The organism is Erythrobacter sp. S259, assembly GCF_057364965.1.
This window is the reverse complement of record NZ_CP200286.1, coordinates 1,927,912-1,941,296: the sequence shown is the minus strand read 5'-3', so window position 1 is coordinate 1,941,296 and position 13,385 is coordinate 1,927,912. Positions and strand designations below refer to the sequence as shown.

Sequence of the window (13,385 nt, the reverse complement as noted above, 5' to 3'; positions counted from 1 at the left end):
TTCATCTATTAGTTGATTGACAAGCAACTACTAGCTATCGCTTCGATGAACAAATGAGTAGCGAAAAGCCGTGCTAAGAACTGCTTTTTGCTCCGCGATCAAAGCAGGACGGCCGAAGAAACAAGCGATGATCTCAGACCTAACAAATCGTACCGTGATGTTGAGCGGCGCTTCGTCTGGCATTGGCGCGCACCTCGCAACGGTTCTGGCCGATGCTGGCGCGAATGTAATTCTTGGCGCCCGCAGAACGGATAGAACAAAAGCGCTTGCCGCAGAAATCGACAAGGCCGGAGGCAAGGCTTTGGCCGTCGCTCTCGATGTAACGGATGAAGCGTCTGTCATTGCAGCCTACGGCAAAGCGGAAGCCGCGTTTGGCACAGTGGATACGGTCATTGCAAACGCTGGGACGGCCGCAAATGGGCGCTCAACCGAAGTGCCCATTGAGGGGCTTCGCACGGTTCTCGATACCAATTTTCTTGGCGTATACTTGCTTGCCCGCGAAGGCGCAAAGCGGATGATTGCGGCCGAAGGGTCTGATGCGATCAAGGGGCGGATTGTCCTGATCGGGTCGATCACCGCTCAGATGACAGCGCAAGGCGATGCTGCCTACGCTGCGAGCAAAGCAGGGGTTGCGCATCTTGGCAGGCTGTTTGCGCGGGAGTGGGTGCGCAAAGGCATCAACGTCAACACCATCCAGCCCGGTTATATTCGCACCGAAATCGTGGGCGACTGGTTCGATACGGAGGGCGGCCAGCGCCAGATTGCGAGTTGGCACCGCAAGCGCCTGATGGATATTGGCGCGTTGGATGATCTGACGCTGTACCTGTGCTCGGATGCCTCCCGCCATGTTACTGGCGGGACGTTCACCGTGGACGATGGGCAATCGCTCTGACCGCCCTCAACAACCCTAGCTATTTCTAAAAGACAAAGGACAGATTCCATGGCGAAAGTACTCTTTATCGAAGCCAGCCCGCGCAAAGAGAGCTCGTACTCCAGCCAAGTCGCGAGTGAATTTCTAGAAAGCTACAAGGCGGCCAATCCTGGCGATGAAATTGAGCATCTTCCCTTGTTCGAGACCGAGCTGGCTCCGCTTGGAATGCAAGGCGCGAACCAGAAAATGGAAAACCTCATGAAGCTGATGACCACTGGCTCAGGGATCGAGGCGCAGGGCGAATGGGCAGGCGTCATGCAAGAGATCGAGCGGCTGAAGTCAGCGGACAAAGTGGTGTTGTCGACGGCGATGTGGAACTTTTCAATACCGTACCGCCTGAAGCATTGGATCGACCTTGTGACCCAGGTTGGCGTTACGGTGATGGTCAATAATAAGTTTGAATATGTCGGCCAAATCACAGACAGGCCTTTGCAGGTCATCATGGCCAGCGGCAGCCCGTATGAGGACCGCTTTCCGCTCGCATCAGACGCGCCCAAGACCGACTTTGCCAGCACATATATTGACCACATTTTCCGCTTCTTGGGCTTTACGGACATCAACCTGATCCGAGTTCAGCCAACGGGCATGCCGGGGCCAGCTTTGGATGAAGCGCTTGCCAAGGCGAAAGAAGCAGCGAAAGAGGCGGCGAAGGAATTCTGATCCGTCTAGTTTTGAAAGCGGGCAAGGTGGGCGCGAAATGCCGCGCACAGATCGTTGCCGCTTTCGTTTGCGCCAAAGATGTAGCGATCAGGGCGCACCAAAACGGCGTCGCCGTCGGTAAATTCGGCCAGCTCACCATCGGCATCCTGAAAGTCTTTGCCGATCACAAAGACCGAGCCGCCAAACTCATGCTTGAACCAAGAGATGGCGTCGCCCTCTGCCGGTTCTGACAGCAAAAGCACGAAGCCATTGCCGACCACCTCATCAAGCAGTTGGCGTGCGCCGGACGCGTCGATTACTTCGGGTTGGCACAATCGCCTACCGCACAATTCGTGCCCTGTGCCGATCAACCCGCCCTTATAGGCAGGGAAGCTAGCGTCAGAATTGGCAACCCCGGCAAGCTTTGGAAACATTCTGACAAGCCAGAAACCAAAGTTGCGCTTTACCTGCTCCCATTTGCTGGTCGTGCTCAGCTGTAATCCCGTGCGCGAGGCTCTGTTGATGACCTTCTCGCAATGCGGCCAGCGTTCCTCGTGATAGGTATCAAGAATACGGTCATCGGCTTTGCCGCCAAATATCAGATCGAACAGAAAACTTAAGTGAGCGGCGTCCCTAAGGCCCATGTTTAGGCCTTGTCCCGCAAAAGGCGAGGTTTGGTGTGCCGCATCGCCAGCCAGCAAAATTCGGTCCTTGCGCCAGATATCGGGCATTCCGGCATAGAAATTGTAAGGCGCGCATCGCTGAATCTCGATGGATGAGGTGTCGATGTAGTTTGAGATGTGCGCGAGCGCATCATCATGGCTAAACTGATCGGCCAGATCCTCGTCGATCTCAAAGTCGAAGCGCAAATGACCGCGGCAACCTTTGACAAACACCGTTGCCCCGTTCGGACGGCACATGAATTCTGAAAAGTCTTCCAGCCCCTCCCAATAGGCGTGATCGTGAACGAGAACGTCAATCACGATCCATTTGCGGCGGTAGTTGAAGTCAATTCGTTTCGCGCCAATGGACCGGCGGCACAGGCTCGCGCCGCCATCGGAGCCGACGATGTATTTGCCGGTGAATTCGGTTTCTTCGCCAGTCTCTGCCTTTCTCGCGGTCAAGGTCGCACAGATATCGCCTGATGAGACGCTCAGAACTTCGTATCCAAGGAAGCTGTCGACCTTCACGCCTTGCTCGAAATCTTCGCGCAGCAGGCGTTCAAGAGTTGGTTGATGGAACATGGTCCCGACACCCGAGTGCCCAAAGCTTGGCGGAACTTTGCTATAGTCCATTTCCACCAGCGTTTTGCGCTCGTGATTGACCATGCGAAAGGTTTGAAACGGCTTGGCATCATCTGGAAACATCCGGTCCATAATGCCCATACGTTGATAGATGCGGCAACTTTCCGGATCGAACATCATTGCACGCGGGCAGTGAAACACGTCCTTGTCGCGGTCGAATATCGCAACCGAATGGCCACTTTCGCGCAGCAAATTTGCAAGGGTTGCGCCGACAGGCCCGCAGCCGACGATCAGGACATCATATTGCGTGGCAGGCATTCCTAAGCTCCGTGATGTCCCCATTTTTGAGCGACGACCCAGCCGCCGGGTAGCCACCGGGCAGCCACCGGAATATCAGGCACAGCATTGGTTCTTGCCAGCCCGCAATGCCGCGTTCACCCTTTCTAGGCAGTCACAAGTTGGTTGCTATCACTTGTTGGTCAGTCGATCAATAAATTGCGAGGGACGGTTTAACAGTGGCGCATGTCGCCCTCTGAGCGCCGCAAACTGCGCCGTTCGCATCTGTCTTTGCGCACCCATTGCGCCTATGGCTGGATTGACACGCGCCTGCACAAATCCCTATCCTACATCAGCAAATTTCGCCCAATATTGCGCCCATATTGAGCTCCATGTTGAGCAGGGCCAAAACCAACATGAGACCCAATCCATGGCTGAGGTAAAGCGCCGAACTCAAGCTGAGCGACGCGAAAAAGCAGAGACCCAAATGCTGGATCAGGCGGTGAAGCTGGTTGGCAAATTTGGCTATGATGGTTTTACCCTCGCGGACGTCGCAGAGAGCGCTGGTTATAGCCGAGGCCTTCCGGCTCATTATTTTGGTAGCAAGGAGGATCTGCTCGGCAGGGTCGCAGAGCATGTGGTGGGCGCTTACAACAAGCGCGCAGCGGATATTTCCTCGAATGAGCGCGGGCTGCCGACTTTGATCGCGTTAGTGCGCAGCTACGTTGCGGGACATGGGGTGGAGATTCGAACCCTTCAGATTTTGATCGCGCAAGCTCTTGTCAGCCCTAGGTTGAGCAAGACCATCGCCAAGCTCAATGCTGAGGGTAAAAAGGGTATCGAGACAGAAATCAGGACAGGAATCGAGCTCGGCAATATCCGCAAAGATATTGATCCTGCCGCGCACGCCCCTGTTATCTATTCGTTTCTGCGCGGGCAAATGGCCTTTGCGGCGCTGGATAAATCCTTTGATCAGAATGCTGCTGGCGAAGAGTTCATAGCCACAATGTGCGCCCGGCTGGCTGGGTAAAAGCCCGCCTCCACTGACCGCCCGGGCGTGTCTTTGGCCCAGGGTGCCTCATCTTTAGCTGTGCGCTGACCGCCTTAAAGGTCGGCCGCGATCTCGCCCCGCTGCGCAAAGTTCACCTCAAACGCTGCTGTGACGGGGCAAATTTGTCGCCGCAAAAGCCTCTGGCCGCAAAGCTTAAGTCCTTTCGAAAGGCAGCAGACTTACTTCCAAGTCTCGATCAGCTTGTCGTACTCGATGGTGACGGGTGCTGGGTCCTCATTGGCAAGTTTGGCCTTGGGAGAACCGGGTTGGCTCAGCCAGTAATCAGCGCTGCGCTCTTCACCCAATGTAGGGCCAAGGTCGCCTTGCAGGCCAGATCGCTCTAGCCGCTCAAGAACGCGTTCCTGCTGTTCACACAGTGCATCGAGCGCATCTTGCGAGGACTTGGTGCCCGAAGACGCATCGCCGATATTCTGCCACCACAATTGTGCAAGCCGCGGGTAATCCGGCACATTGGTCCCAGTAGGCGACCAGCGGGTGCGGGCGGGAGAGCGGTAGAATTCAACCAGCCCGCCAAGCTTTGGCGAGCGCTCGGTAAAGCTCTCGTGCTGAATGGTGGATTCGCGGATGAAAGTGAGGCCCACGTGAGCCTTCTTCACATCCACCGTCTTCGAGGTCACGAACTGCGCGTAGAGCCAAGCCGCTTTCGCGCGGTCGGCAGGAGTGGACTTCATCAGCGTCCAAGACCCTGCGTCCTGATATCCGACCTTCATCCCCTCTTCCCAATAGGCGCCGTGAGGGCTTGGCGCCATGCGCCAGCGCGGTGTGCCATCGTCATAGAGAACCGCTGAGGCGTCTTCGCCGACCATGTTCGCGGTGAAGGTGGTGTACCAGAAAATCTGCTGCGCAATCGCGCCTTGGGCAGGGACAGGACCGGCTTCTGAGAAGGTCATGCCAGCAGCAGAAGGCGGCGAGAATTCGTTCAGCCATTTGGAATATTTGTCGAGCGCATAGACTGCAGCGGGCGAATTGGTCGCGCCGCCGCGCACAACGCAGGAGCCGACCGGCTGCGAGGCGTCATTGACCCGGATGCCCCATTCATCGACCGGCAGGCCATTGGGTTCTCCCACAGAGCCCATGCCCGCCATCGACATCCACGCATCGGTAAAGCGCCAGCCAAGCGAGGGGTCTTTCTTGCCGTAGTCCATGCTGCCATAAACGGTCTGCCCGTCGATCTCACGCCCGGTAAAAAACTCGGCGATGTCTTCATAAGCTGACCAATTGACGGGAACGCCAAGGTCATAGCCATATTCGGATTTGAAGTCGGCCTTGATCGCGGGATCGGTGAACCAATCGTAGCGGAACCAATAAAGGTTCGCGAATTGCTGGTCTGGCAGTTGGTAGAGCTTGCCGTCGGGGCCGGTGGTAAAGTCTGTGCCGATAAAGTCGGGCAGGTCGAGGGTAGGGCTTGTCACATCGCCGCCTTCGCCTGCCATCCAATCAGTCAGATTGCGCACCTGTTGGTAACGCCAGTGGGTGCCGATGAGGTCGCTGTCGTTGACGTAGGCGTCATAGATATTCTCATCTGACTGCATTTGTGTTTGCAGTTTTTCCACCACATCGCCCTCTCCGATGAGGTCATGCGTGACCTTGATCCCAGTGATGGCGGAGAATGCGGGCGCGAGCACTTTGCTCTCATACTCGTGGGTTGCGATTGTCTCTGAGACTACCGAGATTTCCATACCCTGATAAGGCTGGCCTGCCTCCATGAACCATTGGATTTCGGCCATTTGCTCATCGCGGGTGAGGGCCGACATATCGCCAATTTCAGTATCGAGAAAATCGCTAGCGGCCGCTTGGCGTTCTTCATCGCTGAGCACGACAAAATCGGAACCCGCTTCATCTGAACACGCCGCAAGAGCAAGGCTCGCAGCCAGCACGGTGGCAATTCTCATCTCTCTCATCCCGTATGATTATTCGTTTGGCCCGTCATACCCAGCGAAAGATGCAAAACGCAAACACTGCGCATATTCCAAGCGCAAAGTATTGCGGTAAATCGGTGATCCCGATCCACGCAAGGTTGATAAAGGCGCTGCCCAAAAGGGTGAGGAACAGACGGTCCCCGCGTGCCGTTTCAATGCCGAGAATGCCCACTCGAGGCGTGTTCGGGCGCTTCATTGCTAGCACACTCATCACGGCGAGCGCTAAGGCTATGCCCGCGAAAAAAAGCGCCGTCGGCAGGGTCCAGGCCATCCAATCCATTACACGCGCCCCATTATACGCGCCCTAGGGCAAAGCCCTTGGCGATGTAGCCTCGGACAAAATAGATCACTATCGCGCCCGGAATGATGGTGAGCACGCCCGCCGCCGCCAGCACTCCCCAATCAAGGCCAGACGCAGATACGGTGCGCGTCATAATCGCGGTGATTGGCTTTGCATCAACGCTGGTGAGAGTACGGCTTAAGAGCAGCTCCACCCAGCTGAACATAAAGCAGAAGAAGGCCGCCACCCCGATGCCCGGCGCGATCATGGGCACAAAAATGCGGGTAAAGAACCGCGTGAAACCATAGCCGTCGATAAAAGCGGTCTCGTCAATCTCGCGCGGGACGCCCCGCATGAACCCTTCCAAAATCCACACCGCCAGCGGCACGTTGAACAGGCAGTGCGCAAGCGCCACCGCGATATGTGTGTCGAACAGATTGACGGAAGAATAAAGCTGGAAAAACGGAAGCGCGAAGACTGCCGGCGGGGCCATGCGGTTGGTCAGCAGCCAGAAGAACAGATGGTTGTCGCCCATGAACCGGTAACGGCTAAAAGCGTATGCTGCGGGCAGGGCCACGCACAGCGAAATCACTGTGTTTAGAGCGACATAAATGAAGCTGTTCACAAATCCCATATACCAGGACGCATCGGTTAGAATGACACGGTAATTTTTAAATGTGAATTCCTGCGGCCACAATGTGAACGCCCCCAGAATTTCCGAATTCGGCTTGAAACTCATAATGATCAGCCAATAGATCGGCACCAGCAAAAACAGCAGATAAGCGATCATGATCAAAGACTTGGCGCGGAAGAGCTTCATGAGCCTGCCTCCTCTTTATCGCTCGCAATCATCACGGTGTAGAAGACATAAGAGATGGCCAAGATGACAAGGAAATACATCAGCGAAAAGGCAGCAGCGGGCCCCAAATCAAACTGACCCAGTGCCATCTTCACAAGGTCAATCGACAGGAACGTCGTCGCATTACCCGGTCCGCCTCCTGTGAGCACGAATGGCTCTGTGTAGATCATAAAGCTGTCCATAAACCGCAGCAACACGGCAATGATCAAAACTCCGCGCATCTTGGGAAGTTCGATATAGCGGAACACGCTCCACCTGCTCGCTTGGTCGATTTCGGCAGCCTGATAATAGGCGGGCGGGATCGAGCGCACGCCTGCGTAGCAAAGCAGCGCCACAAGCGAGGTCCAGTGCCACACATCCATCGCGATGACCGTCACCCATGCGTCCACCGCATCCTGCGCGTAATTGTATTCAAAGCCCATATCGGTGACGAGGCGTCCCAACAGGCCGATGTCTGAGCGGGCAAAGACCTGCCAGATGGTGCCCACCACATTGTATGGGATAAGCAAGGGCAGGGCGATTAGCACAAGGCAAAGCGAGGCGGTCCAGCCCTTCTTTGGCATGCAAAGCGCGATCAAGATGCCCAGCGGTATCTCGATCAAAAGGACAAGGCCTGAAAACATCACCTGCCGCCCAAGCGCGTCCCACAAGCGTTCAGAGCGAAGCAGTTCGCGATACCATTCAAGGCCCACCCAGAAAAATTCGTTCCCGCCAAAACTGTCCTGAAACGAGTAATTCACCACCGTCATCATCGGAATGATCGAGGAGAATGCCACAAGGAGCAGAACAGGCTGGACAAGGAACCATGCACGGTTGTTGGTGGGTTTATCCATCAGGCGTGCCCCTCTGGTTCAACACGCCAGCTATTGTGAAATACGCTTGCTTTGGCGGGATCGAATGCGAGCCTGGTCATGTCGGCATTCAGCTCTTTAGTGGCATCCATGGCGATATTGATCTCGGTCCCAAACACGCTGGCATTGACGAATTTCTGACGCCCCACGTCGCGCACTTGGTTGATAGTCACAGGCAGGCCGTCGCCGCTTGTCAGCTGCACAAATTCGGGCCGGATGCCGAGTTCGACGGAGCCATTAAGCGCGCCATAGTCCTGCCCAAGTGCGAGCTTGTGCCCCTCTGCAAACGCATCGCTTCCTTCGAGAGAGACGGGTAGAAAGTTCATTCCTGGTGAGCCAATGAAATAGCCCACGAAGGTATGAGCAGGCGCCTCAAACAATTCGCGCGGCGTGCCAATTTGCAAGACCTCTCCAGCATTCATCACCACCACTTTGTCCGCAAAGGTCAGGGCCTCTGTTTGGTCATGGGTCACATAGACCATGGTGTGACCAAATTCGTGATGAAGCGCCTTCAGCTGAGTGCGCAATTCCCATTTCAAATGCGGGTCGATGACGGTCAGAGGTTCGTCAAACAGGATAGCATTCACATCCTCGCGCACCACGCCCCGGCCAAGCGAGATTTTCTGTTTGAGATCAGCCGTCAGTCCGCGCGCCTTGCGGCCCAAAATATCCTCAATCCCAATCATACGGGCAATGGTTTCAACACGCCGCGATATCTCCGCCTTATCGACGCCCCTGTTGCGCAAGGGGAAGGCCAGATTGTCGCGCACGCTCATTGTGTCGTAAACAACGGGAAACTGAAAAACCTGCGCAATATTGCGCTCAGCCGTTGAGGCCCCGGTCACATCTCTATCGCCAAACAGCACGCGTCCGCGTGTGGGCTGGAGGAGGCCCGACATAATGTTGAGAAGCGTCGTTTTGCCGCAGCCACTGGGCCCAAGCAGGGCATAGGCTTTCCCGTCTTCCCACTGCAGGTTCACCTCTTTGAGAGCAAAGTCAGCCGCAGTTTCTGGGCTCGCAGCATAGCTGTGTGCGAGGTTCTCGAGAGTGATGGATGCCACGTCTAAGCTCCCACCGTTGCAGTTTGAGCCTGCGGCGCTAGCGCTAACTTGCCGTGGCTGTCGAAAACGAACAGACCTTTAGGGTCCAGATGAACCTCAAGCTTTGTTCCTATTGCAAAGCTCTGAGGCCCGCTCACCAAACCGGTCCAGCGCGTGTCACCCATTTGCAGGTGCACGAAAGTTTCTGACCCCGTTAGTTCTGTCGAGATAACCGAAGTCTCGAACGACAAAGCGCCGGGCAAATCCTCTCCAACACCGATCTGGTGGGCGCGAAACCCTGCGCGATATTCGCCATCTGGCATATGAGTATTGCCCGGTTCGATCTTACTCACCTGACCACCGGGAAAGTGCACCTTTGCGCCTTCCTTGCGCACGGTAACGAAGTTCATCGGCGGGTCGGAATAGACCCGCGCCGTGATCTCATCCACCGGCCTGCGGTACACCTCCATCGCCGCACCAAACTGCGTAACGCGTCCCTCCCAAAGGCACGCGGTGTTCCCTCCAAGGAGCAGCGCCTCTTCAGGCTCGGTCGTCGCATAAACAAAGATGCTGCCGGATGCCTCGAACAGGCGCGGTATTTCCACCCGCAGCTCCTCGCGCAGCTTGTAATCGAGATTGGCAAGCGGCTCGTCCATCAGGACGAGCCCCACATCTTTCGCTAGCGCACGCGCAATCGCGCAGCGTTGTTGTTGCCCGCCTGAAATCTCGCTGGGTTTGCGGTCCAGAAGGTCGGAAAGCTTCAACAGCTCGGCCATCTCATGGACTTTCGCCTTGATTTCGGCCGCTGATTTCTTCTGCAACCGCAAAGGCGAGGCGATGTTTTCAAACACGCTCATCGAGGGGTAATTGACGAATTGCTGATAGACCATGGCGACATCGCGGGTTTGCACCCGCGCGCCCGTCACATCAGCCTCGTCCCATTCAATCTGACCCGTATCCGGCTTGTCCAGCCCAGCCATCAGCCGCATCAAGCTGGTCTTACCGGCAAGTGTTGGCCCGAGCAGCACATTCATCGTGCCGCGCTCAAGCTCGAGAGTGACCGGGTGAATGTGGGGCTTGCCGCCGACGGTCTTGGACACATTGGTTAGGCGCAGGGTCATGAGCCAGCCTTCATAAAACGATATCCCAACCCTGTAATGCGGCTCTTATCGCAACATCTGCATCGCTAAGCCCCTAAAAGCAATGGGAGCGCCCGGCTTGCCTCTGCAAAACGCACGTCAATCATAATCCGCTTGAACTTTTAGGAGAAAGGGAAGCCGGTCAAGTGTTGAGGCCGACGCAAAAGGCAAGCGATCTTGCACTCGCGCGAAAAGCTTTGCCGTGTGTCCATCCCGGCTGGTGAGCAGGGCGAGCTGATTGCATTTCTAAAGGACTGTTTCGCCGTCAAAACCTAGCGGGCTGTGCGTAGACTGGGTAGCCCCAGCGGGGCAGACTCAATCCATCACCAAGGCTTCTTGCTTGACCTGCGGGCGTGTGGTGGCAATGCTCTTACCCAAAGAACAATAAATGAGGGGAGAGGGCTAATGCGCGGGAGTTTTGGCTCGTTTGCGGCGGCAAGCATTTTGGCAATCGGTGTGGCAGCGTGTTCGGGCGATGAGCCTGAGGCAAGTCCCGAAGCTTCGGGCGATGGCACTGACACTATCGAACTCGCAGAGTTTCCAGACCGCCCTTATTGGGGGGACACCCACCTTCACACTGATAACTCAGTAGATGCCTTCGGCTTTGGTACACGGCTGGGGCCAGAGGCGGCGCTTCGTTTTGCACGCGGTGAGACAGTGACAGCCACCACCGGCACTGACACACAGCTTGCCCGCCCGCTCGACTTTCTGGTGATCGCCGACCACTCTGATGCGCTTGGCGCGACCCGCAGGCTTTATGACGCGCCGCGCTGGTATGTGAACTGGGTCATCGGCGATGAAACCGTGCTTCGCTGGTACGATATGATGCACGAAAGCCCGCAGGAATCGACCAAGGCGATCGGTGAACTCGTCACAGCGGCCGCAGAAGGCAATGCGCCAACGGCGCTCGCAGGCGATCCAGACGCAGCAGCCGAGGCGACTAAGGACATTTGGAACACACAGCTTTCCATTCTTGATCGTTACAATGAGCCGGGCGTCTTCACGGCGCTTGCCGGCTATGAATGGACTGCCATGCCCAATGGCAACAATTTGCACCGAGTGGTCATGTTCCGCGATGGCTCGGATAAGACGCGCCAGACTGTGCCTTTTCCCGGTCTTCAGACCAAAGCGCCGCAGCTCTGGGAATATATGCGCAATTATGAGGCAGAGACGGGCGGCCGGGTTCTGGCGATCCCGCACAATGGCAACCTTTCCAATGGTATGATGTGGCAAATGACCATGGAAGATGGTTCGCCCATGACCGAGGAATACGCTGCCCTTCGCGCGTGGGCCGAGCCGGTGATCGAGGCGACCCAGATTAAGGGCGACAGCGAGACCCACCCATATCTTTCTCCCAATGATGAGATGGCAGGGTTCGGCGTTCAGGGCTGGGACTTTGGCAATCTGTCTTTGAGCGAGAAGACCGAGCCTTCGATGTATGCAGGCTCTTATGCACGCTCGGCGCTTTTGCGCGGGCTTACTCTAGAAGAGCAATTGGGCGTCAACCCATATGCCTTTGGCATGATCGGTTCGACCGACAGCCACACCTCGCTTGCAACAGGGGATGAGAACAATTTCTGGGGCAAACACACCGGAAACGAGCAGTCCTATACCGACAGGGCGATACAAGGACAAAACCTTGGTACGCGTGAGGGCCGCTTCGGCTGGCATTACCTTGCAGGCGGCTACGCAGCGGCCTGGGCACGGGGCAATACGCGGGCTGAAATCTTCGATGCGTTTGCGCGCCGCGAAGTCTACGCGACCACCGGTCCGCGCATGAGCGTCCGGGTGTTCGGCGGCTTTGGCTTTACCGCGGATGATTGGGACGGCGATTGGGTGCGCAAAGGTTATACCGACGGCGTCCCCATGGGCGGCGAGCTGACCGATCAAGGCAAAGCGCCAAGCTTCCTGATCAGCGCGATGAAAGACCCCGATGGGGCCAACCTCGACCGTGTTCAGGTCATCAAAGGTTGGCTCGATAGCTCTGGCGAAATGCAAGAGCAGGTCTACGATGTAGTGTGGAGCGACAGCGACACGCGCGGCAAATCTGGCGGAAGCCTCACGCCTGTGGGTGATACGGTGAACCGCGAGGATGCGACCTACACCAACGACATAGGCGCAGCGGAACTGCGCACCACCTGGACCGATCCTGACTACCAAGTGGGCCAACGCCCGTTTTATTACGTTCGCGTTCTTGAGATCCCGACGCCGCGCTGGACACTGTTTGATGCGGTGCGCTTTGGGATCACGCTTTCCGAGGAGGCCATGGACGATGCTGTGGCGCAGGAGCGGGCCTACACCTCGCCGATCTGGCTAAAAGCGGCGAAGTAAAATGAATTTACCTGCTTGGACGCGCGAGCCGCTCGTTCATTTCACTGCGCTCGGCGCTGTACTTTACGTCGCCCTTACATGGGGCGGCAATCCGCCTGATCCCTCGAGCCGCGTGATCAGCGTGGGGGCTGCGGAAACGGAGAAGATCGCCGAAAGCTGGACGCTGACCATGGGGCGTGCCCCCACAGATGCGGAGCTTGACCTGGCGATTGATGCCTTCGTTCGCGAAGAGGTGCTTTACCGTGAGGCATTGCGGCTTGGCCTTGACGAAAGCGATGCGATTGTGCGCCGCCGTTTGGTTTCCAAAATGGACCTCTCGGCAAGCTTAGCCGCCGAAACCGCAGAGCCTACGGAGGAGGTCTTGCGCGCCTTTTTCGAGGCCAATCCGGAAGCTTACTCTGATGATGCGTCCGCAAATGCTAAGTTGAGCTTTGAGCAGGCATTTTTTTCTAATGAAAACAGTGTGTTAAATGCCGTGGGGGGCGGTTCTGTTGAAAGTGAGCCGACCAGCCTGCCAAGAAGTGTTTCATCAACTAACCTGCGCGATATTGAGGCTCAATTTGGCAAACAGTTTGCCGCTGGCCTCGCTCAGATTGATGCCAAGGATGAGTGGCAGGGGCCCATCCGCTCAGGCTTTGGCTGGCACTTGGTTCGGTTGACTGCGCGCGAAGTGCCTGAGCCTGATTTTGAGACCTTGCGGGTCGCGATTGCAAATGACTGGCGCAATGCTGAGATTAAGGCGCGCAAAGAGCGAGCCTTTGAAACGCTCAGCAGCGCTTACCGCATCGACATCGACCGGTGAGC

12 protein-coding genes are annotated in these 13,385 nt (G+C 56.5%); 5 read left to right on the top strand and 7 right to left on the bottom strand.

From position 1 onward, the window contains the following. Nucleotides 1-127: 127 nt before the first annotated feature. Both AC0V60_RS09235 and AC0V60_RS09230 read left to right on the top strand, forming a co-directional pair. A complete protein-coding gene (locus AC0V60_RS09235; protein WP_486178184.1) occupies nucleotides 128-892 on the top strand; it encodes an SDR family NAD(P)-dependent oxidoreductase in 765 nt (254 codons plus the stop codon). A 48-nt stretch (nucleotides 893-940) separates the two neighbouring features. Then, nucleotides 941-1,591 (top strand): FMN-dependent NADH-azoreductase, encoded by a 651-nt coding sequence (locus AC0V60_RS09230; protein WP_486178183.1) that lies wholly within the window; start codon nucleotides 941-943, stop codon nucleotides 1,589-1,591. A 5-nt stretch (nucleotides 1,592-1,596) separates the two neighbouring features. Here the strand turns inward: AC0V60_RS09230 and AC0V60_RS09225 are convergent, their stop codons facing one another. Further along, nucleotides 1,597-3,132, bottom strand: a complete 1,536-nt coding sequence (locus tag AC0V60_RS09225) for an FAD-dependent monooxygenase (protein ID WP_486178182.1) — start codon at nucleotides 3,130-3,132, stop codon at nucleotides 1,597-1,599. 388 nt (nucleotides 3,133-3,520) lie between these two features. Here AC0V60_RS09225 and AC0V60_RS09220 point away from each other — a divergent pair, with 388 nt between their 5' ends. Then, on the top strand, nucleotides 3,521-4,120 hold the full coding sequence (locus tag AC0V60_RS09220; protein WP_486178181.1) for a TetR/AcrR family transcriptional regulator: 600 nt from the start codon (nucleotides 3,521-3,523) through the stop codon (nucleotides 4,118-4,120). Between the two features lie 200 nt (nucleotides 4,121-4,320). Here the strand turns inward: AC0V60_RS09220 and AC0V60_RS09215 are convergent, their stop codons facing one another. From AC0V60_RS09215 to AC0V60_RS09190, 6 genes are read right to left on the bottom strand one after another with little or no spacing between them, the layout of a single operon-like run. Further along, nucleotides 4,321-6,054: an ABC transporter substrate-binding protein gene (locus tag AC0V60_RS09215; RefSeq protein WP_486178180.1), complete on the bottom strand. Its 1,734-nt coding sequence runs from the start codon at nucleotides 6,052-6,054 to the stop codon at nucleotides 4,321-4,323. A 34-nt stretch (nucleotides 6,055-6,088) separates the two neighbouring features. Further along, the gene (locus AC0V60_RS09210) at nucleotides 6,089-6,361 is read right to left on the bottom strand and encodes a DUF2160 domain-containing protein (protein ID WP_486178179.1); all 273 of its coding nucleotides are present in this window, start codon (nucleotides 6,359-6,361) and stop codon (nucleotides 6,089-6,091) included. A gap of 13 nt (nucleotides 6,362-6,374) precedes the next feature. Next, complete coding sequence (locus AC0V60_RS09205) at nucleotides 6,375-7,181, bottom strand: carbohydrate ABC transporter permease (protein WP_486178178.1); 807 nt, start codon at nucleotides 7,179-7,181, stop codon at nucleotides 6,375-6,377. Further along, a complete protein-coding gene (locus AC0V60_RS09200; protein WP_486178177.1) occupies nucleotides 7,178-8,053 on the bottom strand; it encodes a carbohydrate ABC transporter permease in 876 nt (291 codons plus the stop codon). Before AC0V60_RS09200 ends, AC0V60_RS09205 begins: the two co-directional genes overlap by 4 nt. After that, nucleotides 8,053-9,132 (bottom strand): ABC transporter ATP-binding protein, encoded by a 1,080-nt coding sequence (locus tag AC0V60_RS09195; protein ID WP_486178176.1) that lies wholly within the window; start codon nucleotides 9,130-9,132, stop codon nucleotides 8,053-8,055. The genes AC0V60_RS09200 and AC0V60_RS09195 overlap by 1 nt, the downstream gene beginning before the upstream one ends. A gap of 2 nt (nucleotides 9,133-9,134) precedes the next feature. After that, nucleotides 9,135-10,232 (bottom strand): ABC transporter ATP-binding protein, encoded by a 1,098-nt coding sequence (locus AC0V60_RS09190; RefSeq protein WP_486178175.1) that lies wholly within the window; start codon nucleotides 10,230-10,232, stop codon nucleotides 9,135-9,137. 423 nt (nucleotides 10,233-10,655) lie between these two features. On the opposite strand from AC0V60_RS09190, the gene AC0V60_RS09185 reads away from it, so the two are divergent. Beyond that, a complete protein-coding gene (locus AC0V60_RS09185; protein ID WP_486178174.1) occupies nucleotides 10,656-12,581 on the top strand; it encodes a DUF3604 domain-containing protein in 1,926 nt (641 codons plus the stop codon). A gap of 1 nt (nucleotide 12,582) precedes the next feature. Continuing rightward, nucleotides 12,583-13,383, top strand: coding sequence for a peptidyl-prolyl cis-trans isomerase (locus AC0V60_RS09180; protein ID WP_486178173.1), 801 nt, complete (start codon nucleotides 12,583-12,585; stop codon nucleotides 13,381-13,383). Nucleotides 13,384-13,385 lie beyond the last annotated feature (2 nt).

Coding starts and splice junctions, on each gene's coding strand:
- AC0V60_RS09230 (WP_486178183.1), top strand. CDS start 941: ATGGCGAAAGTACTCTTTATCGAAGCCAGCCCGCGCAAAGAGAGCTCG.
- AC0V60_RS09210 (WP_486178179.1), bottom strand. CDS start 6,361: ATGGATTGGATGGCCTGGACCCTGCCGACGGCGCTTTTTTTCGCGGGC.
- AC0V60_RS09235 (WP_486178184.1), top strand. CDS start 128: ATGATCTCAGACCTAACAAATCGTACCGTGATGTTGAGCGGCGCTTCG.
- AC0V60_RS09205 (WP_486178178.1), bottom strand. CDS start 7,181: ATGAAGCTCTTCCGCGCCAAGTCTTTGATCATGATCGCTTATCTGCTG.
- AC0V60_RS09185 (WP_486178174.1), top strand. CDS start 10,656: ATGCGCGGGAGTTTTGGCTCGTTTGCGGCGGCAAGCATTTTGGCAATC.
- AC0V60_RS09215 (WP_486178180.1), bottom strand. CDS start 6,054: ATGAGAATTGCCACCGTGCTGGCTGCGAGCCTTGCTCTTGCGGCGTGT.
- AC0V60_RS09190 (WP_486178175.1), bottom strand. CDS start 10,232: ATGACCCTGCGCCTAACCAATGTGTCCAAGACCGTCGGCGGCAAGCCC.
- AC0V60_RS09220 (WP_486178181.1), top strand. CDS start 3,521: ATGGCTGAGGTAAAGCGCCGAACTCAAGCTGAGCGACGCGAAAAAGCA.
- AC0V60_RS09200 (WP_486178177.1), bottom strand. CDS start 8,053: ATGGATAAACCCACCAACAACCGTGCATGGTTCCTTGTCCAGCCTGTT.
- AC0V60_RS09225 (WP_486178182.1), bottom strand. CDS start 3,132: ATGCCTGCCACGCAATATGATGTCCTGATCGTCGGCTGCGGGCCTGTC.
- AC0V60_RS09180 (WP_486178173.1), top strand. CDS start 12,583: ATGAATTTACCTGCTTGGACGCGCGAGCCGCTCGTTCATTTCACTGCG.